The organism is Moraxella sp. CTOTU47616, from assembly GCF_032017465.1.
Lineage (GTDB): Bacteria > Pseudomonadota > Gammaproteobacteria > Pseudomonadales > Moraxellaceae > Faucicola > Faucicola tetraodonis.
In genome coordinates this window covers 49,049-67,218 of sequence record NZ_DALZPU010000007.1, presented here as the reverse complement: position 1 = coordinate 67,218, position 18,170 = coordinate 49,049, and the positions used below count along the sequence as shown (strand labels likewise).

Annotated in this window: 22 protein-coding genes and 1 tRNA gene; 16 read left to right on the top strand and 7 right to left on the bottom strand. The window is 45.1% G+C overall.

The genetic code is table 11. The annotated features are described in order from the left end of the window. The first annotated feature begins 11 nt into the window (after nucleotides 1-11). The 3 genes from RTS10_RS08835 (at nucleotide 12) to RTS10_RS08825 (ending at nucleotide 1,480) form a co-directional block, all read left to right on the top strand. Nucleotides 12-479: a hypothetical protein gene (locus RTS10_RS08835; protein ID WP_312540025.1), complete on the top strand. Its 468-nt coding sequence runs from the start codon at nucleotides 12-14 to the stop codon at nucleotides 477-479. Nucleotides 480-500: 21 nt separating this feature from the next. Then, the gene (locus RTS10_RS08830) at nucleotides 501-713 is read left to right on the top strand and encodes a hypothetical protein (protein WP_128681029.1); all 213 of its coding nucleotides are present in this window, start codon (nucleotides 501-503) and stop codon (nucleotides 711-713) included. 161 nt (nucleotides 714-874) lie between these two features. Further along, nucleotides 875-1,480: a class I SAM-dependent methyltransferase gene (locus tag RTS10_RS08825; protein ID WP_312540023.1), complete on the top strand. Its 606-nt coding sequence runs from the start codon at nucleotides 875-877 to the stop codon at nucleotides 1,478-1,480. 10 nt (nucleotides 1,481-1,490) lie between these two features. Here the strand turns inward: RTS10_RS08825 and RTS10_RS08820 are convergent, their stop codons facing one another. Then, entirely contained in the window at nucleotides 1,491-2,063 is a 573-nt protein-coding gene (locus RTS10_RS08820; protein WP_312540022.1) for a DUF4442 domain-containing protein, read from the bottom strand. Nucleotides 2,064-2,171: 108 nt separating this feature from the next. Between RTS10_RS08820 and RTS10_RS08815 the strand changes: the two genes are divergently transcribed. The 4 genes from RTS10_RS08815 to RTS10_RS08800 all read left to right on the top strand — a co-directional run bounded on the left by RTS10_RS08815 (nucleotide 2,172) and on the right by RTS10_RS08800 (nucleotide 5,423). Continuing rightward, a complete protein-coding gene (locus RTS10_RS08815; RefSeq protein ID WP_145988447.1) occupies nucleotides 2,172-2,555 on the top strand; it encodes an HNH endonuclease in 384 nt (127 codons plus the stop codon). A 42-nt stretch (nucleotides 2,556-2,597) separates the two neighbouring features. Then, on the top strand, nucleotides 2,598-2,954 hold the full coding sequence (locus RTS10_RS08810) for a hypothetical protein (RefSeq protein WP_040403802.1): 357 nt from the start codon (nucleotides 2,598-2,600) through the stop codon (nucleotides 2,952-2,954). 206 nt (nucleotides 2,955-3,160) lie between these two features. Continuing rightward, entirely contained in the window at nucleotides 3,161-4,999 is a 1,839-nt protein-coding gene (uvrC, locus tag RTS10_RS08805) for an excinuclease ABC subunit UvrC (RefSeq protein ID WP_172460513.1), read from the top strand. A 67-nt stretch (nucleotides 5,000-5,066) separates the two neighbouring features. Further along, the gene (locus tag RTS10_RS08800; protein WP_312540021.1) at nucleotides 5,067-5,423 is read left to right on the top strand and encodes a YkgJ family cysteine cluster protein; all 357 of its coding nucleotides are present in this window, start codon (nucleotides 5,067-5,069) and stop codon (nucleotides 5,421-5,423) included. Here the strand turns inward: RTS10_RS08800 and RTS10_RS08795 are convergent. The 3 genes from RTS10_RS08795 to RTS10_RS08785 all read right to left on the bottom strand — a co-directional run bounded on the left by RTS10_RS08795 (nucleotide 5,420) and on the right by RTS10_RS08785 (nucleotide 9,361). After that, nucleotides 5,420-6,433 carry a hypothetical protein gene (locus RTS10_RS08795; RefSeq protein ID WP_312540020.1) on the bottom strand — a complete coding sequence of 338 codons (1,014 nt, stop codon included), beginning with the start codon at nucleotides 6,431-6,433 and terminating at the stop codon, nucleotides 5,420-5,422. The genes RTS10_RS08800 and RTS10_RS08795 overlap by 4 nt on opposite strands. Before the next feature lie 140 nt (nucleotides 6,434-6,573). Then, nucleotides 6,574-7,881: a beta-ketoacyl-ACP synthase II gene (fabF, locus tag RTS10_RS08790; protein WP_312540019.1), complete on the bottom strand. Its 1,308-nt coding sequence runs from the start codon at nucleotides 7,879-7,881 to the stop codon at nucleotides 6,574-6,576. A gap of 250 nt (nucleotides 7,882-8,131) precedes the next feature. Further along, entirely contained in the window at nucleotides 8,132-9,361 is a 1,230-nt protein-coding gene (locus tag RTS10_RS08785; RefSeq protein ID WP_312540058.1) for an anhydro-N-acetylmuramic acid kinase, read from the bottom strand. Between the two features lie 224 nt (nucleotides 9,362-9,585). Here RTS10_RS08785 and tyrS point away from each other — a divergent pair, with 224 nt between their 5' ends. The 6 genes from tyrS (at nucleotide 9,586) to RTS10_RS08755 (ending at nucleotide 13,074) form a co-directional block, all read left to right on the top strand. Then, nucleotides 9,586-10,806, top strand: a complete 1,221-nt coding sequence (tyrS, locus tag RTS10_RS08780) for a tyrosine--tRNA ligase (RefSeq protein ID WP_312540016.1) — start codon at nucleotides 9,586-9,588, stop codon at nucleotides 10,804-10,806. An 83-nt stretch (nucleotides 10,807-10,889) separates the two neighbouring features. Next, a complete protein-coding gene (locus tag RTS10_RS08775; RefSeq protein WP_062333167.1) occupies nucleotides 10,890-11,162 on the top strand; it encodes a type II toxin-antitoxin system RelB/DinJ family antitoxin in 273 nt (90 codons plus the stop codon). Continuing rightward, a complete protein-coding gene (locus RTS10_RS08770; RefSeq protein ID WP_050325297.1) occupies nucleotides 11,140-11,469 on the top strand; it encodes a type II toxin-antitoxin system YafQ family toxin in 330 nt (109 codons plus the stop codon). Before RTS10_RS08775 ends, RTS10_RS08770 begins: the two co-directional genes overlap by 23 nt. Before the next feature lie 14 nt (nucleotides 11,470-11,483). Then, nucleotides 11,484-12,437, top strand: coding sequence for a D-2-hydroxyacid dehydrogenase (locus tag RTS10_RS08765; RefSeq protein WP_100274309.1), 954 nt, complete (start codon nucleotides 11,484-11,486; stop codon nucleotides 12,435-12,437). Between the two features lie 21 nt (nucleotides 12,438-12,458). Continuing rightward, a complete protein-coding gene (locus RTS10_RS08760; protein ID WP_203171225.1) occupies nucleotides 12,459-12,857 on the top strand; it encodes an FKBP-type peptidyl-prolyl cis-trans isomerase in 399 nt (132 codons plus the stop codon). Beyond that, nucleotides 12,838-13,074 carry a DUF1653 domain-containing protein gene (locus RTS10_RS08755; RefSeq protein ID WP_286130682.1) on the top strand — a complete coding sequence of 79 codons (237 nt, stop codon included), beginning with the start codon at nucleotides 12,838-12,840 and terminating at the stop codon, nucleotides 13,072-13,074. Before RTS10_RS08760 ends, RTS10_RS08755 begins: the two co-directional genes overlap by 20 nt. 91 nt (nucleotides 13,075-13,165) lie before the next feature. On the opposite strand, the gene RTS10_RS08750 is transcribed toward RTS10_RS08755, so the two are convergent. Both RTS10_RS08750 and RTS10_RS08745 read right to left on the bottom strand, forming a co-directional pair. Continuing rightward, nucleotides 13,166-13,241: transfer RNA gene (locus RTS10_RS08750), tRNA-Phe, on the bottom strand. 112 nt (nucleotides 13,242-13,353) lie between these two features. After that, nucleotides 13,354-13,752 carry a hypothetical protein gene (locus RTS10_RS08745; RefSeq protein WP_312540014.1) on the bottom strand — a complete coding sequence of 133 codons (399 nt, stop codon included), beginning with the start codon at nucleotides 13,750-13,752 and terminating at the stop codon, nucleotides 13,354-13,356. Between the two features lie 215 nt (nucleotides 13,753-13,967). Here RTS10_RS08745 and RTS10_RS08740 point away from each other — a divergent pair, with 215 nt between their 5' ends. From RTS10_RS08740 to RTS10_RS08730, 3 genes are all read left to right on the top strand, one after another. After that, nucleotides 13,968-14,438, top strand: coding sequence for a type IV secretion protein Rhs (locus RTS10_RS08740; protein WP_312540012.1), 471 nt, complete (start codon nucleotides 13,968-13,970; stop codon nucleotides 14,436-14,438). 191 nt (nucleotides 14,439-14,629) lie between these two features. Then, nucleotides 14,630-16,276, top strand: coding sequence for a phosphoethanolamine transferase (locus tag RTS10_RS08735; RefSeq protein ID WP_312540010.1), 1,647 nt, complete (start codon nucleotides 14,630-14,632; stop codon nucleotides 16,274-16,276). A gap of 123 nt (nucleotides 16,277-16,399) precedes the next feature. Next, nucleotides 16,400-17,161, top strand: a complete 762-nt coding sequence (locus RTS10_RS08730) for a PAP2 family lipid A phosphatase (RefSeq protein WP_312540006.1) — start codon at nucleotides 16,400-16,402, stop codon at nucleotides 17,159-17,161. A 79-nt stretch (nucleotides 17,162-17,240) separates the two neighbouring features. On the opposite strand, the gene lolB is transcribed toward RTS10_RS08730, so the two are convergent. Next, complete coding sequence (gene lolB, locus RTS10_RS08725) at nucleotides 17,241-17,921, bottom strand: lipoprotein insertase outer membrane protein LolB (protein WP_312540003.1); 681 nt, start codon at nucleotides 17,919-17,921, stop codon at nucleotides 17,241-17,243. Nucleotides 17,922-18,170 lie beyond the last annotated feature (249 nt).

Here is an 18,170-nt window from a genome sequence, read left to right as displayed (position 1 = left end):
AGGATTTTAAAATGTTTTCAAAGTTAAAAATGGTTGGTTTAACGATGGTTTTTGGCTTGTTTGGTTGTCAGCAAAATACGCCTATAGAAAAAGCTGAAATGCCGCCAGCTTCCACACCAAAACCTGTTGAAATAGGTAAAGAAATTCCCGCTTCAAGAGTAGCGACTTTTGTACGCCCCAAACCAAAACCCAATGAAATTCCTACTTGTATGACAGCCGCATTAAGTGGTCGTTTAAAAGTACAAGGTAGTTGTTTGGTAATAGCGAACGGAAACAATTATACCCAACCTATTTTTGAAAAGAGTTCCATAAATTGGGATGAAGCCAGTAAAACACTTACTTTTGAAGGTAAAAAGTATAAGGAAGGCGATGAAATTCGTGTTGGAGGCGGTGGTTTACCGACTGATGAAACTTATCCAAAAAAAATGAGTATGGGTATTCCTGACTGCCCAAACTCTCATTTATTTCTTGTTTGTTAATAATAGATTTAAGGAATAAAATTGCAAATCACTAATCCAAGCCCAACGATTGCCCAAGCCGTTCACCAATTGCAAATACTGCCGCCTGCAAGTCAGCAAACAGCATTGGATTTTATCAATTTTTTGGTCACTCAAAATTTAGGAAAATCCTCACAGCCTAGCGAAAAACCAAACGCCAATTTGGGCAAATGGTTGGCAAAGGCAGTTTTACCATCAAAGATGATTTTGAGATGACCGAAGAAGAATTTATCAATCTATGAAAAAGCTGTCAAAAAAACTAAAGCCCCATTTTATCGTTGATACGCATATTTTACTATGGCTTGTTTTTAGTCCGCCGGCAAATTCAGCACGTATCAGCCATTTGGCTTAACCCTTCTTTAATTTTTGGAATAAACATGCACCCCATCGACCCTGACTTACTCAAAAAATCTGCCTACTGGCGCGAAGACATCCAGTTCACCCAAGATGTGCTTGGCAAGCCGTTTCACTTTACCAGCACTTGGGGAATTTTCTCGCCCGAAAAACTCGACGAGGGTAGCCTTATGCTGCTTGACTATATCGAGTTCAAAGCCGATGACCACTCAATCGACCTAGGCTGTGGCTATGGCGTACTGGGTATGACGGCCGCCCGTGAATGCCCAAACGGACAGCACCTGCTCATCGACAAAGACTTTGTGGCGGTGGAATATGCCAAACTTAACTGCCAAAAAAATCATTTAAATAACGCCCAAGTTCAGCTATCGAATGGCTTTCGTGATGTTGAAAAAGATAAAAAATTTAGCCTAGTGATGAGTAACTTACCTGCCAAAGCCAGTAAAGAACAGCATTATCTGTATTTGCTCGATGCCTACAATGCGATGGAAAGTGGCGCACGGTTCTATGTGGTGACCATCAACGGCTTGCGGGACTTTATGAAACGCTCATTTACCGAAGTGTTTGGTAATTCGGATAAAATCAAGCAAGGTAAAACTTATACCATTACCTTAGCAGTCAAAGACTAACGCCCTTCCGCTAAATTCTGACCGTTTGGTCTTTTGATTTACTGTAGGCTCGTAACCGGATGTACAGGGTCTTGGTGACGGTGGCAACCACCTCATTTTGGTCGTCAACCACCTGTACCTCATAGTTGCGGAACACCGCTTTACCATCCTTTGCCAAGGCTTTTATGGTATCGATTTCGGCGTCATCAAGGTGAAAATCGGCAAACACATCGCTTTTGCCCGCTTTAACAAAATCAATGCTCGCCGACTTATCCCATACCACGTACGCATTGCCCAACGCTTGCATCAACAAAATCATCAAAAATGGGTCAGTCATCGAATACAAACTGCCCCCAAACTGGGTGCCGACGATGTTTTGATTGAGTTTGTTTAGCGGTAAACGCACGCGAATATGGTGGTTGGCGAAATCAAGGCTGTCAACACGAATACCCGCCCCAAAATATGGCGGATAAAAGTTAAAAAACTGCTTTAACAACTTGGGGTTATGAAACGGATTAAGGTAGTCTTTGGCTTGAGATTGAAAGGTTTGGCTTAGCTTAGATAGCTTGGATAACCTAGATAGCTTGGATAGCTTAGATAACATGGCAGACTCGTTTTTAACATGAAAAAAAGATATGGTACAACACGCCATTGGCAAGGTAACAATGCTATTGTATGATGGATACAACTGATAGCAAAGCGTGACAAAATAATGGCAAAAGGTAAAGCAAAAAATAACGAAGATGCAGCATTCTGGGAGGCGATTTTGGCTGAAAAAGCGCCATCGCCACCGTGTGAATTGTGTGGACGTGATGAAGTTGAATTAACCCAACATCATCTGATTCCCAAATCCCGCCACGACAAAGCCCGTACCAAACGCGAATTTAGCCGTGATGAAATGAAAAACGACATCGCCATGCTGTGTCCTGCTTGTCATGCACAAGTGCATGAAGTGTTTAGCAACCAAGAATTATCCAGCTACTACCATACGGTTGAGCGGCTAAAAGAACATACCGAGATGCAAAAATTTATCAATTGGGTCAAAAAACGCCCGGCTGGACAAACTATTCGTGTCAAAAGTGGGGGTTCGGATTAGTAGTTTAAGATTGAAATTACTTAAAAGTCAAAACAGTGATATATGAGTATAAATCAAATGCCTTTAAGTTATGAAGAAACTAGACTAGAGATTTTGGATAGTTTATACATACATTTGATTCAAAATGCGAATAATGACCAAATTTCAAGAAGCTCTCTTGATTATCTAATATATGATTTTGAATCTAATTATTCGAAAGCACAAAGATTACTTATTAATTTTTGTATTTTCGTTCTAGCCGAAAATTTATTTCAGGATGCTTATGTATCGAAATTATTGAAATCTGATATCACACAGAGTATCCCATTTAACTTAAGACATCTAATGAATCAATTAGAAGGCGAAGATAGAGAGTGTTTTATAACAGACTTTTGTTTAATGGGTTTTGCAATTGACTAATAGTGAGTTGAACTATAGTAGAAAGGGTTACTTAAAATGTTATTCTTATAAGTACAGTGAATTCTACATTCAGCTACTATTTTATAATATAGATTGAAAATCAATGAAAACAACTAAATATAGTAGCAAAACCATATAAAAGTAAACTAAATCAAATGCCCAAAGAAAGAAAAAGCAGCGTGAATCCAGCCATCGACCCTGCAACCATTGAAATTGCTGCAGCGACTGCCGACCGCAAAGCGCGATTGGATCACTTGATTAAGCGCCTGCCCAACTTGCCAGGCGTGTACAAAATGCTGGGCAAAAATGGCGACATCATCTATGTGGGCAAAGCCAAATCGCTCAAAAGCCGCGTCAACAGCTACTTTGCCAAAACCATCGACCACCCCAAAACGCGGGCGCTGGTGCAACGTATCGACAACATCGAAACCATCATAACCCGCTCTGAGACCGAAGCGCTGCTGCTTGAGCAAAACCTCATCAAGCTGCATCGACCGCCCTACAATGTGCTACTGCGTGATGATAAATCCTATCTATACGTGTTTATCTCAGCGGATAAACCTTATCCAAGACTTGCCTATGGGCGCGGCAAAGGGCAACACCAAAAAGGCAGATTTTTTGGACCTTTTCCTTCGGCACATGCCGCCAAACAGACCTTATTAATGATGCAAAAAATGTTCATGGTACGCCAATGCACCAATGCATTTTTTGCCCAGCGTCAGCGACCTTGCCTAGAGTACCAAATCAAACGCTGTAAAGCGCCGTGTGTCGGGCTGGTATCGCCCGAAGAGTATGCCGATGACGTCAACAACACCATTCGATTTTTAAAAGGGGAAGGCACGGATTTGCAAGTCAAATTGGTGGGTAAAATGGAGCAGGCGGCTGAAGACATGAACTTTGAGCAAGCCGCCTTGTATCGCGACCAACTCTCGATGCTACGCGAAGTACAAGCCAAACAAGCGGTATATACGGTCAAAGGTGAAGCCGATATCATCGCCATCGCCAGTCAAGCGGGCATTACCTGTGTGCATGTCATGAATGTGCGTAATGGGCAGGTTTTGGGTGGCAACAATTATTTTCCTGATGTGGATAGTGAAAACGACATAGCGGATAACTTGTCTGAGTTTGTCAGCTCGTTTTATTTTCAAGTCAGTGATGATTTGCCCGAAGAGCTGATTATAAGCCATGAGTTGCCCGACCAAACCGCGATGACAGAAGCCTTAACTGAAACCTTTGGCAAAAAGGTGACGATAAAAACCAAAGTTCGTGAGCAGCGGAGCGAATGGCTCACCCTTGCCCAAATGAATGCCAACAACGCCCTGCAAACCAAATTGGGCGATTATTTGGAAGTTAAATCTCGCTTTAACGCGCTCAATGCGGTATTAAAAGAGGCGCTACAAGGCAAATCGCTCGACCGTATCGAATGTTTTGATATCTCCCATACCATGGGTGAAGCCACCATCGCCAGCTGTGTGGTCGCTGACCAAGGCGGACTGCGCAAACGCGACTATCGCCAATATGCCATTCATGGCATCACGGGCGGTGATGACTATGCTGCCATGAAGCAAGTATTAAACCGCCGCTATAGCAAACAGCCGCTGCCAGATTTATTGCTGATTGATGGCGGTAAGGGGCAGCTTAATATGGCAAAAGACGTACTGAGCGAGCTAGGGATTTTAACCCAAACCTTGCTCGTCGGGGTGGCAAAAGGCGAAGGTCGCAAGGCTGGGCTTGAAGTACTGCATTTTATTGACCGTGAGCCGCTCGATTTGCCAGCTGATAGCAAGGCACTGCATTTGATTATGCATATCCGCGATGAAGCGCACCGCTTTGCCATTACCGCACACCGCAAAAAACGCGATAAACGCCGTTCAAGCTCAGTACTAGAAGCCATCCCTGGGCTTGGCGAAAAACGCCGCCGAGAGTTGCTCAATCATTTTGGCGGCTTGCAGCAGCTGCTTGGCGCATCACAAGATGAAATCGGACAAGTCAACGGCATTGGTAAGGTAATGGCCAATACCATTTATAAAGTGTTGCATGGCTGATATTAAATTTTTAGCCGTTTTGGCTGAAATGGGTAGTTAACAATGATAATGACATGGCATTGTAACAATGGCAGAAATTTTTTTTAAATCAAGCGCAGCTTCGGATAGCGATACCTGCATGCACTGTGGCGCATGTTGCGCTAACTATCGGGTGTCTTTTTATTGGGCAGAAGGCGAGGCACTCGGTATCCCCGAGGAGATGACGGTCAAAGTCAATGATTTTTATACCTGTATGAAAGGTACCGAAACAAAGCCGGTCAGATGCGTGGCACTCGCTGGCGAAGTCGGTAACTCGGTGGCTTGCCAAATCTATGATAAACGCTCAAGCACCTGCCAATCGGTACAAGTAGGTGACGAGCAATGTATCAAAGCCCGTCATCACTATGGGTTATCTAACGATATCTTTAGTCAAGTGCCTGTTTAATGGCTTTGTGATAAACGAACAGTCAGCTGTTTTTCCACTTCGGTTTTGAGCCATTGATTCAAATCCTCATTCATCAGCGTCATTGATTCGAGCAAATAGTTGTCGATATAGCCTTGCAGCTGTTTGACGATATCTTGTTTGATTTGTTCAATAGCGGGCGTGGTGGCGATAGATGGGTTGTCAATATCGGCAAGTGGGTCAGTAACGCTCGTTTCATGGGTCATCACGGCCGCTGTTGTGTCATCAGCTAACGGCTCAGCAAAGTTATCAGTGTTATCAGCGGTATCAGTGTGATCAATGGCATAGACCATCTCACTGCGATGGCGTTCAATCGTGACATCGTTGGTTGCGGTATCCGTGGTTTGAGCTTGTTCATCTAGCTCGTGATTTGCACCCTCGATTGAGCCAGTTGATAGTTGCGTCGCTGGTTGGGGTGGGTTTGCCTGTTTTGCTAGATGCGCTTGTTTGGCAATGGCGCGTTCTTGCTCGAGTAGCGCAATGGCTGCGTCATCTTGTGCTTGGCGTTCACGTTGTAGACGTTCCTCTTGCGCTTGGCGTTCTTTTTCGTTTTCCTGTGTTAACTGTGCTTGTTCAAGGCGCTGTTGTTCAAGCTGTTCTGCTTCACGCCTTTCTTGTTTTAAACGCTCAGCTTCAAGTCGTTGTTGCTCAAGGCGCTCTTTTTCCAAGCGCTCGGTTTCTAGGCGTTTGTTTTCTAAGCGTTCTTGTTCCAGTCTGTGTTGTTCCAATCTTTCTTGTTCTAGGCGTTGCTCTTCAAGCTCTCGCTCACGTAGTTGCGCTTGTAATTTTTCTTGGTGGTCACGCTCGATAGCCAGTAATTCTTCGACTTTATCATGCAGATTAGGCACGCTAAACTCATATTCATCAAGGTCGGTATCGGGGTAAAGCAAGGTAACGATATCATCGAGTTCTTGAATAATGGCGTGTTTGACAGGGGTAGGGGTGGCGAGCCAGCGCTTTGAAAATTGGTGGGAGAAGGCAAATCCTGACATGAATGGTGTCCAGCGTTAAGGATGAAATAGGATAGCTTCATTTAACGAAAAAACGGCTACAATTTCAATAGCCGTTTTCAAAATTCACACCGTTAAAAGATTAATGAAAGGGTCAATGTTATCATCGCAGTGATTGCTATTTATCGTGACTGCCATTTGGCAAACAACAGCGAGCCGTTGGTACCACCAAACCCAAAGCTGTTAGAAATCGCATGGGTTAAGTTGTCGACTTTACGGGCTGTATGCGCTACATAGTCAAGCTTGCACTCAGGGTCTTGATGATCCAAATTGATGGTCGGTGGCAATATTTGTTGTTGCAGCGCCTTAACGGTGAAAATCGCTTCGATACCGCCTGCAGCGCCCAGTAGATGACCGGTCATCGATTTGGTGGAACTTACTACCATGTTCTCACCAAAGATACTCGCAATCGCACGACTCTCTGCCACATCACCCGCTGGGGTACTGGTGCCATGGGTATTGATGTAGCCAACGTCACTGGGTGCAATGCCAGCATCATTCAAGGCGTGGCGCATCGCCATAGCGGCACCTTCACCATTTTCCGGTGGCGCAGTGATATGACTGGCATCATCACTCATGCCAAAGCCGACAAACTCTGCCAGAATCGTCGCACCGCGCGCTTTGGCGTGGGCAAGGCTTTCCATCACCAGCACGCCTGCACCATCACCCAGCACAAAACCATCACGGTCTTTGTCAAATGGACGACTGGCTTTGGTCGGTGCATCGTTGCGCGTTGATAACGCTTGCATTGCCGAGAAACCACCAATACCCAGCTGGCTTGAGGCTTTTTCACAGCCGCCCGCCAAAATCACATCGGCATCGCCATACGCAATCAACCTTGCCGCCAAGCCAATCGCATGAGTCGCTGTGGTACAAGCGGTAGAAGTGGCAAGATTTAACCCTTTAATCCCATGACGAATCGCCACTTGTCCAGCTGCCATATTCACAATGGCTGAGGGCACAAAAAACGGCGAGATTTTACGCGGACCTTCGCTATGAAGTTTTACCGCTGTGTCTTCAATGGTCGTGATACCGCCAATCCCTGAGCCGATAATCACCCCGATACGGTCGGGGTCAACCTGCTGTACAGGCGCGGCTTGTAACTCACTGATAAAGCCTGCTTGCTTCAAGGCTTGTGCTGCTGCGGCAACGCCATATTGCACAAAGGTGTCATACCGACGCGCGTCTTTGGCATTCATGTACAAGCCGATATCAAACCCATCCACTGTGCCGGCGATTTGTGCGCGGTAGTCAGTGGCGTCAAAATGGCTAATCGCTTTGATACCGCTTTCGCCATTAATGAGCCGTTGCCAAGTGCTCTCTACATCGAGTCCTAGCGGGGTAATGGCTCCCATGCCGGTGATGACAATACGCTCATGGTCAGGGCGTTCGTCGTAGCGGGGCTTTTTTTGGCTAAATTTTGTGGTCATTTCATGCTCGAATTTTTGAATAATATTTTTTGAATAACATTTTATGAAAGTTTAGCAAAAATAGTGTACGAGTGTAAACACAATAACTTTAACGTCTTTAGGTTGATTGTATATATCTATAGCTCGTTGAACAATATTAGGAATTGCTCAAAGACAACCAAAGTGGAAGGCAAGCGCTATACATCAGCGCTATAAGTAAGTGCTATCAATACCATTGTCATCATTGTCGACGTAAAACACACACGCCGTGTTAAAAACACACCTGCCCCAACACCACTTTTTTATTTGCCCCTGTGACACTGGGTAAGTTACTCGGTACGTTCAAAATTGTCTGCTGAGCTAGCCACGCAAACGCTACGGCTTCAACCCACAACGGCGACAGCCCAATTTTATCAGTAGTTTGTATGCTCCAAGTGGCTAAATTATCTTGTAAACGGCTCATTAAATAGGTATTTAATGCCCCACCACCACAGACAAACAACTCGCCTTGCGCACCATCAGTGACGGACACAATGGCATCGCTGACGGATTTAGCGGTAAGCGCCACCAACGTCGCTTGCACATCGGCAGGTGAATACGCCAAATTGGGGAATTGCTGACCCAATTGTTCTAGCATAGCCTCAAGCCAAGCCAAATTAAACTCCTCTCGCCCAGTGCTTTTTGGGAACGGCTTGGCAAAAAATGGGTGGGTCAAAAGCAAATTTAATAGCGGCTCAAGCACTTGTCCGGATTTTCCCCAATCGCCATTGTGATCATAAGCTTGTTGGGTATGACGCTGACACCAAGCATCAATGAGCAAATTTGCCACCCCTGTATCAAATCCAATCACATCATCGCTGCCATCAAGTACGGTGATATTGGCAATACCGCCTAAATTTAAAATCACTTTTGGCATGACTTTATCGGCATGATAAGGCGGTGTAGCAAACATGGCTTGGTGAAACGCAGGCACGAGTGGCGCGCCTTGCCCACCCACTGCCATATCACGGCGCCGAAAATCGCTCACCACCGCAATAGTAGTGCGCTCAGCGAGTACATTCGGGTCAAGCAGTTGCAAGCTAAATGACCACTGTGGGCGATGACGCACAGTTTGCCCATGACAACCAATCGCAGTTACTTCATCAGGGGTCACCTGCGCTTTGTCGAGCAATTGATTGACCAAATTTGCGGCAAACTCAGCATAAAACACACTCGCCCAACCATATACATCAAGTTCGCTCTCGAACGCCAAATTATCATCAGCGATGAGTTGTGCCACCCCGTTTGGTTGGGTGAGCGCTAACAACACGGCGCGTAAATCATCGGGAAACGGCTCGCTTACCGTCGCCAAAATCTCGACAGGCTCATCATTGTCTTCATCAATCTCATAAAACTGGCACAGCACCGCATCGAGTCCGTCAAGGCTGGTGCCACCCATCATGCCAATCACATACGGCGAGTCGGCAAGCGGGTTTTCTTTGGTTGTCATCATATCATCCATGATGTTGGTAAAATGGCTAAAAAATCCTTCATCAAAAGGCAGGTTGGCAGGTAGTCCAGTCGGCAACGTTTGGCTCATAATTATTCTCGTTCGGGCTGTGAAAGTAGAGAGTGCCTTGATTATAGCATACTAAAAGCCTGCCTTACTTTATCTGCAAATTTGCTATAATGGCTAAACTTCACTTTTTTTTAGCCGTTTTAACCCGCGCTTTTTTCGAGGTAAGCATGACCGATTCTACTCATAGATTTTTAACAGCAGAAGAACAACTCAAACTCATCCAACGTGGTACGCACGAAATTATTTCGCAAGACGATTTAATTAAAAAACTCAAAGAAAACCGCCCACTGCGAGTCAAAGCAGGGTTTGACCCGACCGCACCCGATTTGCACTTGGGTCATACGGTTTTAATCAATAAACTCAAGCATTTTCAGGATTTGGGACACCAGGTGTTGTTTTTGATTGGGGATTACACCGCTCGCATTGGCGACCCAACGGGTAAAAATGCCACTCGTCCGCCGTTGTCTGAAGAAAAAATCCTGGAGAATGCCCAAACTTATAAAGAGCAAGTATTTAAAATCCTTGACCCTGCCAAAACCCAAGTGATGTTTAACTCCGAGTGGTTTAGCAAAATGTCGGCAGGCGACATGATTGGTTTGGCAAGCCAGCAAACCGTGTCTCGTATGCTCGAGCGCGATGACTTCTCAAAACGCTATCACAGCCAAACGCCGATTTCGATTCACGAATTTTTGTACCCACTGGTGCAAGGTTATGACTCAGTCGCCATGCAGGCCGATGTTGAGCTAGGTGGTACTGACCAAACCTTTAACCTACTCATGGGTCGCACCTTGCAATCTCGCTATGGTCAAGTGCCACAAGTCTGTATCACCGTGCCGATTTTGGAAGGCTTAGACGGCGTACAAAAAATGAGCAAATCGCTTGGCAATTACATCGGCATTTATGACAGCGCAGGCTCCATGTACCAAAAAATCTTGTCCATGCCAGACACTTTGATTGCGCGTTATTTTGAGCTACTTAGCTTCAAACCCATGGATGAAGTCGAAGCCTTGCTAAAAGACATCGAAAACGGGCGCAATCCGCAAGAAGTCAAACGTATTTTGGCACTAGAGCTGATTGAGCGTTTCCATGACAAAGAAGCCGCCGAAAACGCGCACAAATCAGCAGGCAATCGCTTGGTAGAAGGTGAGTTGCCAGTGGATTTGCCAGAAGTGACGATTAGCCTTGATGGGCAAGCGCAGTTATTTATCACCCAAGTGTTAAACCAAGCCAATTTGGTAAAAAACTCAGCGCAAGCGAAAGACTTTTTGAAAAACCAATCGGTGAAAGTGGATGGGCAGGTGGTGGATGCAGGATTTGCCCTCACTGCAGGACAAACGGTGGTCATTCAAGCAGGCAAAAAAGCGTATGCCAAAGTGACGATTTCCTAAAGTATATTGCTTAACCAATGGTTTTATTTTAAAATGTAGTGACAATATCACTACATTTTTGCTTTTTATAGAGGTCAGTAGCTATGACACAATCAACTATGTATCAATTTCGACTTGATGCCAATGAAAAGCGCCAAGCCTTTGAAGTGTTTGACGAACTGGGTATTAAGCCTGCGCAAGCGATTCGTCTATTTTTACGTCAAGTTACGGCAACAAAGTCTATTCCGTTTGACGTCGCAATTCCTAACGCCACCACGCAACGTGCGATGCAAGACGTTGAAGCCATGATTGCAGACAAGCAAGCCCGATTTAGCAGTAACAAGGAATTGTTTGATGCCCTCGAAAAAGCCGATTAATTCAAAACGCACGAATTTACCAAGAGCCTCAGATTTTACCAAAGATTTTTTGAATGATTGGCAAAGGCTAGTGAAAACAGGGCGTTATGACATGGTCAGGCTCAAAGAAGTCATGCTGTTATTAATTGCCAATAATGAGCCGTTAGGGGCAGAGTGGAAAGACCATGAACTAAAAGGAAATTGGGCAGGATTTCGAGAGTTACATGTGGGTGGCGATTTTTTATTAATCTACAAAATTCAAACCATCACAAAATTTGAAACAGTTTATTTTACTCGTGCAGGAACACATAACGAATTATTTGAATAAAAAGGGATTTAAAAATGAAAGCCATCTTCCTCGACCGAGCCACCTTTTCCGCTGATTTAGCATTAGCACCCCCACACGAACTGAGCGACTATCAAGTGTATGCGCAAACGCCCAATGACCCCAAAATCATCATTGAGCGTTGCCAAGACGCGGATATTGTCATCACCAATAAAGTTGAGCTTACCGCCGAAATTATCGCGCAGCTCCCAAAGCTCAAACTCATCCAACTGACCGCCACAGGGATGAACAACGTCGATAAAGACGCTTGTGACAAGCACGGCATTACTGTTAAAAACGTCGCAGGCTATGCGGTCAAAAGCGTCCCCGAGCATACCTTTATGCTGATACTCTCAGCCATGCGAGCGGCTCGCCACTATCATCATGAAGTGGTCAAGGGTGACTGGCAAAAAGATGGTCGCTTTTGTCTGCTCGATACACCACTCATTGACCTTGAAAGCAAAACGCTGGGCATTATTGGCTATGGCACGATTGGCAAACGGGTTGGGGAAATTGCCAAAGTCTTTGGTATGACAGTATTGATAGCCGAACACCAAAACAAACCGCCAAGAAATAGCGACTATAGCGCGTTTGATGATGTCCTTGCTCAGTCCGATGTCATTACCCTGCATTGTCCATTGACCGAGCAAACGCAGCATTTAGTGAATGCCGATAGCATTGCCAAGATGACAAAAAAACCGTTGATTATCAATGTCGCGCGCGGTGGCGTGGTCGATAGTCAGGCAGTGGCTGATGCCGTTACACAAGGTAAATTATTGGGCTATGGGGCAGATGTGTTTGAATATGAACCGATTAAAGACAACGACCCATTACTCACACTTAAAGACCACCCAAGAGTGATTTTTACCCCCCATAATGCGTGGGGAAGCGTCAATGCCCAGCTTAACCTATGGGACATACTGTGTCAGCAAGTGCAAGAGTTTATCCAACTATCGCATAAGGGAAAATAACGAAAATAACGGAAAATAAATATGACAAGTAAACTGCAATTTCAGGACCTAATTATCGGCACAGGTAAAACTGCCGAGCGTGGGGCACTGATTACCGCGCATTACACGGGCTATCTGCCAGATGGCACGGTATTTGACTCATCGCATCACCGCGGGCAACCCTTTGAAGCTGTGATTGGCACAGGGCGGGTGATTAAAGGTTGGGACGTGGGCGTTTTGGGTGGCGAATACGCCCAAAAAATCGGCTATCAAGCCCAAGTTGAAAACCCTGCCAATCTCATAGCCATGCAAGTTGGTGGCAAGCGCAAACTCATTGTGCCAAGTCACTTGGCGTATGGTGAGCGCCAAATCGGAAAAATCCCGCCAAATTCAGACTTAACCTTTGAAATTGAATTATTGGATGTCAAAACTCGTGATTGAGATTACATTGGGTATTTATCAGCACTACAAAGGCAATCTGTATCAAGTGCTGCACATCGCCAAACATAGCGAAACTGAAGAGGAGTTGGTCGTCTACCGTGCGCTCTACCAAGCGTATGGGGTTTGGGTGCGACCGCTTGCGATGTTTGCCGAAACGGTGGAAGTCAATGGCGAAGCTGTGCCAAGATTTAAGCTGATAAAACCGCTAGACAGTTAAGTTTGGCGGTAATTGATATAAAAATAACCGACAACAAAAAACCCCAAACTAATAAGCTTGGGGTTAATCGATTTATACCTAAGACAAATGATGGTGGCGTGGGGCAGGATCGAACTGCCGACACACGGATTTTCAATCCGTTGCTCTACCGACTGAGCTACCGCGCCATGTTTGTCAGCATCAGTATTTGAGCGGCTATTAAACTAAAAATCGCCAAAGGTGTCAAGCACTATTTTAAACTTTTTGCAAAAAGTTGCTAGTAACTGGCAAAATACCCATTTATATCAACTCGTACATGGCTAAAATACGATGAATCGCACCGCAGCCCGGTACAAACTTGGTATTGCCTTTTTTGCGCTCAATGTCGGTGACTTGTTTGACAAATTTGGGGGCAAGACCGCGCCCGCGATTGGCAGGATGTAGTACGATGTACTGTAGCAAGCGGCTAGACTCGATGCCTTCATTGAAGCAGCCAATCGCGGCAATCGGTTTTTCATTAAACATCCCCAAATAAAGGATATCACCTTTGGCGAAGGCCTTTTCAAAAAACGCCACAGCATCACGACCTGTAGTAAACTCAGGCGAGCTGTCGTACAATTTTTCCACCCGCAATTTGAGTTCAGGGTCGTCAATGCTGTTGTTTTCAAAGTTATTGATGGCAACGGATTCTAATGGCATAAAGCCCTCCTTGTTAATTAGCTCACGTTTTAATTAGCGCACGTTTTAATTAGCGCATGGTGATTTAGTATAAAATAGTCACTAGGATACCAACAAACTTATAAGTGTTATTCCGTGTTTTTTGCTAAAAATAAAAGCTTGCAAGGCGTTGGTAAGGCGTTGGCAAGCCGTGATGGCTTTTTTAGCTTAACCAAATCTTGGATAGACTCTGTGAAATGATGATGTGTTTTTCAAAACAACCTGCTCGATGCCGTCCACTAACGGCGGGCGAAAAAGTCATCGCGGGTAGCGTATTTGGTGATACGTTACAGCTTGATAGTATACGCCTAAAAACCGCATGGTGGGTGCTCAAAGGCTATGCGGTCAGTCCCAACGGTCATGTGTATTTTCATCCAGCAGATTTTTGTGATGATTTTAGTCAGCAAAATGTCTATCTGCGCGCGTGGCTGGTACATGAATTGACCCATGTTTGGCAAATCCAACAAGGCATTAAGGTGTTTCGCCGCGCCCTGCTTAATCGGCGCTATCGCTACGAGCTGCAAGCCAATAAGCCATTTGGTCGTTATGGCATAGAGCAGCAAGCGCGTATGGTGGAAGATTATTATCGAAAACGTGAGCTCAAACAGGATTATGAGCCATTACTCGCCTTTATTCCGTTTGCCAGTTTACAGTCTGCCACCGCTTAGCGTTATCAACTCTCTGTGTCGCTGTCACTACCTAATGTTTGTAGCGATTGCGGTGGTTTTTTTAGCATAATTGCGGGATAGATGGGTGTCTTAAGGTTCAGTTAAGCTAAATCTGTATGATAGCCTCATCCTAAATTTAGTTATTATATAATGGCTATTTTTTGGTGCATTTGGATAAGGTGAGTAATCGTATGTCAGTGAATAACTCTCGATGGGTAGCATGGCGTCAGCAAGGTATTAATGCTTATGTGATGATGGGTATTGTCGCGCTATTTTTGACCCTGACCGCAAACGTTACTTTCTTTGATAAAGCCACTGAAGTCTATCCGTTTGCCCAGCATATTGGGTTTATCGGCTCATTGCCGTTGGTACTATGTGGTGTGATGCTACTGGTTATTGTGCTGCTTAGCTATCGTTATACCCTTAAAGCGGTATTGATTTTTTTGCTATTGACCGCGGCAGTCACGGCGTATTTTACTGATACCTATGGCACTGTCTATGATGTCAATATGCTACAAAACGCGCTACAAACCGATAAAGCAGAAAGCGCTGATTTGTTTAACGTCAATTTTATCTTACGCATTTTATTGCTTGGGGTATTGCCTAGTGTGTGGGTGGTGTGGCAAAAGGTCACATTTCCGCCCATTAAGCGCAGCATATTGCAGCGCGGCTTGACGTATTTGGTCAGCCTTGGCTTGGTGGTGTTACCGATTTTGGCGATGAGTAAAAATTACGCCAGTTTTTTCCGTGAGCATAAACAGCTTCGTAGCTATACCAATCCTGCAACCCCTGTCTATGCACTGGGTAAACTTGCCAGTATACAGCTCAAACAAGCACAAGCTCCCAAAACCCAAATCATGCATGCCACCGATGCGGTACAGGTGAGCAATCCCAGCACCCGTAAGCCAAAACTGGTGGTATTGGTGGTCGGGGAAACCGCGCGCGGCGACCATGTGCAGCTAAATGGGTATAACCGAACCACCTTCCCGCAGATGGCAGCGACGGCTGGGGTAACTAATTTTAACCAAGTCATCGCCTGTGGTACCTCAACCGCTTATTCGGTGCCTTGTATGTTTAGTTATGTCGGTATGAAAGACTACGATGTGGATACCGCCAACTACCAAGAAAACGTACTTGATACCTTACATCGCCTAAAGGTCAATATCTTGTGGCGTGATAACAACTCAAGCTCAAAAGGCGTCACTAATCGTTTGCCCGCGGCAGATTTTGTCGATTATAAAACCGCGCGCAACAATACGATGTGTAATACCAACCCCTATGGCGAGTGCCGCGATGTGGGTATGCTAGTAGGCTTAGATGACTACGTCAAACAACTAGCTAACCAGAATACGCTTAACCAGGACACCCTAATTGTGCTGCACCAAATGGGTAATCACGGACCTGCGTATTTTAAACGATATGATAAGCAATTTGAAAAATTCACCCCAGTCTGCCAAAGCAATGAACTTGCCAAATGCGACCCACAAAGCGTGATTAATGCCTTTGACAATGCGCTACTTGCCACCGATGACTTTTTGGCAAAAACGGTGAACTGGTTAGGCAAATATGACAGCACCCACCAAGTAGCGATGCTGTATGTCAGTGACCACGGTGAAAGTCTGGGCGAAAATGGCATTTATTTACATGGTATGCCTTATAAAATCGCACCTAAAGCGCAAAAACACGTCGCATCGATGTTTTGGGCAGGTAAACACTCAGGCATTCAAGCAGTGCCATCTAATACTGAGCTCACCCATGATGCTATTACCCCAACCTTGTTAAAACTGTTTGATGTGCGTGCGCAAACCGTACAAGGCAAACCCTTGTTTATCAAGTAAAGTTATCCAGTAAAGTTATCCAGTAAAGCTATTTGGGTAATTAGAGCCATTTAAGTAATGTTAGACATAACAAGTGCGTCCAACTCCAGCGACAGTGATGGCAAGATAGATGGTTCAAAATAGATGAGTATACAGATCGCTAAATTAAAAAATTTTGCCAGTAGGCAGACCGCGCTCGGACTGGTGCTGGCGATTATCTTTACGCTAACGCTGGAGCACAGCGCCATTGATGTAGCCATCAGTCAGTATTTTTATTCCCCCACAGATGGCTGGCTGCTTGCCAAAGAGTCACTACTCCCTAACTTAATTTTTTATACCATTCCCAAAAGATTATTAATTGCGTTTGAAATCTATATGGCAATCGCATGGCTACAACGCTACTTATTACAACGCCATCCATCAAGTCACTGGCTTGCCAAGCAACAGGTATGGTTTAAGCCTTTTAAGCGACTATCACTGACCGAAATGGGCTATCTATTCGTCGTGATGGTATTGGTACCTTTGATTATCGCATCGCTTAAAGGGGTGACGCATGTGGTGTGTCCCAATCACTTGCAAATTTTTGGCGGTGAATATCGCTATCTCACGATACTAGAAGATATCCAAGCCGGCACCCGCTCAAAATGTTTCCCTGCGGCGCATGCCAGTGCTGGGTTTGCCCTGTATGCTTGGGCGTTTATCCCAAGTCTTTGGCACAAGCGCTGGCAAATCGCAGCGATGGTGACGGTGATAGCTTGGCTAATGGGTGGGTATAAAATGTTGATAGGTGACCATTTTTTCAGTCATACGCTAGTATCTATGAGCTTGGCATGGGGGATTTGCGCGGCAGTGGCATGGGCTTGGTGTCGGTTCTACGCCAAAGATGCATCCGCAAAAAATTCATAATGCTAACAGTTCATCGTATAAAAGCATAAAGGTATAAAAAAGCGTTGAGGAATACCCCACGCTTTTTTTGGTTTCATGGCTAGCTTAACCGATTGATGGTCATCACTACTTTATAGCCACCCGGATGACTGGCAGTTAAGCGAGAAGGCAGTTTATCGTTACTGTTGCTATAGCTAAAGCTGGCTGTCCAATCGCCATTTTGGGCACTGATTAGACGATTAGTGCTGTCTTTTTTACCATTGGCATCACTGGGTGCTGGCTGTCCTTGAATCCAGTAAGGCAGCTGTGAGATGGGCGCTTGCCAACCGGTTGCACGTAATAGCAATTCTTCAGGGTTAGCGGCATTGATGGTGCCTTTTTCGTTGGTTAACGTCGCAGATTGACCATTGTAGCTGATTTTGGTTTGACCGGCATTCATCGCACCGGCAATCTCAATCGCAAAGTTCTGACCTTGCTGTGTCCAAATATAAAACGCACTGCCTGCCTGCTGCGGCGTGGTCATGCCAATTTTACCATTGATGGTAAATTGCGCGCTTGATAGCGTACTTGTGTCCGCTTGCTCAGTAGTGGTAGTCGATGGCGCCGTGGCAGTTTGGGTATTGACCATAGGGGTTGTCATCCCTGTGGCGACAGGCTTGGCTGGGATTGGCTTAGTTGTTGCCTGTACTGACTGACAGCCTGTTAGCAGCATACTACTGATGCCCAAACAGGCAATAGTTAACCCCGTGACTTTGCTGGTGACCGCTGGTAATAAATGCATAATATCCTCAAATGTTAATCAAATTTGTTAATCAAGTTTTCATCAAATGTTAACTGGTTTTGCTCAAGTATGATTGTTTAAAAAACTGATGGGTAAACTATAAATAGCCATTGTTAAGCCTGTTTTGCTTAACTGCTCAAATTGGTGAAAAAGCGGTTATTATTTATCTCTCGTTTTCCTGCTATTTACCTGTCATCTATCTGCTTTACAACCTTCATTGCTCGCTAGTCGTCATGCTTAGAGACGATT

Coding starts and splice junctions, on each gene's coding strand:
- RTS10_RS08745 (WP_312540014.1), bottom strand. CDS start 13,752: ATGCCATTAGAATCCGTTGCCATCAATAACTTTGAAAACAACAGCATT.
- RTS10_RS08785 (WP_312540058.1), bottom strand. CDS start 9,361: ATGGATGATATGATGACAACCAAAGAAAACCCGCTTGCCGACTCGCCG.
- RTS10_RS08730 (WP_312540006.1), top strand. CDS start 16,400: ATGAGTATACAGATCGCTAAATTAAAAAATTTTGCCAGTAGGCAGACC.
- RTS10_RS08770 (WP_050325297.1), top strand. CDS start 11,140: ATGCCCTCGAAAAAGCCGATTAATTCAAAACGCACGAATTTACCAAGA.
- lolB (WP_312540003.1), bottom strand. CDS start 17,921: ATGCATTTATTACCAGCGGTCACCAGCAAAGTCACGGGGTTAACTATT.
- RTS10_RS08775 (WP_062333167.1), top strand. CDS start 10,890: ATGACACAATCAACTATGTATCAATTTCGACTTGATGCCAATGAAAAG.
- RTS10_RS08795 (WP_312540020.1), bottom strand. CDS start 6,433: ATGTCAGGATTTGCCTTCTCCCACCAATTTTCAAAGCGCTGGCTCGCC.
- fabF (WP_312540019.1), bottom strand. CDS start 7,881: ATGACCACAAAATTTAGCCAAAAAAAGCCCCGCTACGACGAACGCCCT.
- RTS10_RS08755 (WP_286130682.1), top strand. CDS start 12,838: ATGTCAAAACTCGTGATTGAGATTACATTGGGTATTTATCAGCACTAC.
- RTS10_RS08820 (WP_312540022.1), bottom strand. CDS start 2,063: ATGTTATCTAAGCTATCCAAGCTATCTAGGTTATCCAAGCTATCTAAG.
- RTS10_RS08735 (WP_312540010.1), top strand. CDS start 14,630: ATGTCAGTGAATAACTCTCGATGGGTAGCATGGCGTCAGCAAGGTATT.
- RTS10_RS08765 (WP_100274309.1), top strand. CDS start 11,484: ATGAAAGCCATCTTCCTCGACCGAGCCACCTTTTCCGCTGATTTAGCA.
- RTS10_RS08740 (WP_312540012.1), top strand. CDS start 13,968: ATGATGATGTGTTTTTCAAAACAACCTGCTCGATGCCGTCCACTAACG.
- RTS10_RS08800 (WP_312540021.1), top strand. CDS start 5,067: ATGGCAGAAATTTTTTTTAAATCAAGCGCAGCTTCGGATAGCGATACC.
- RTS10_RS08810 (WP_040403802.1), top strand. CDS start 2,598: ATGAGTATAAATCAAATGCCTTTAAGTTATGAAGAAACTAGACTAGAG.
- RTS10_RS08835 (WP_312540025.1), top strand. CDS start 12: ATGTTTTCAAAGTTAAAAATGGTTGGTTTAACGATGGTTTTTGGCTTG.
- tyrS (WP_312540016.1), top strand. CDS start 9,586: ATGACCGATTCTACTCATAGATTTTTAACAGCAGAAGAACAACTCAAA.
- RTS10_RS08825 (WP_312540023.1), top strand. CDS start 875: ATGCACCCCATCGACCCTGACTTACTCAAAAAATCTGCCTACTGGCGC.
- RTS10_RS08815 (WP_145988447.1), top strand. CDS start 2,172: ATGGCAAAAGGTAAAGCAAAAAATAACGAAGATGCAGCATTCTGGGAG.
- RTS10_RS08760 (WP_203171225.1), top strand. CDS start 12,459: ATGACAAGTAAACTGCAATTTCAGGACCTAATTATCGGCACAGGTAAA.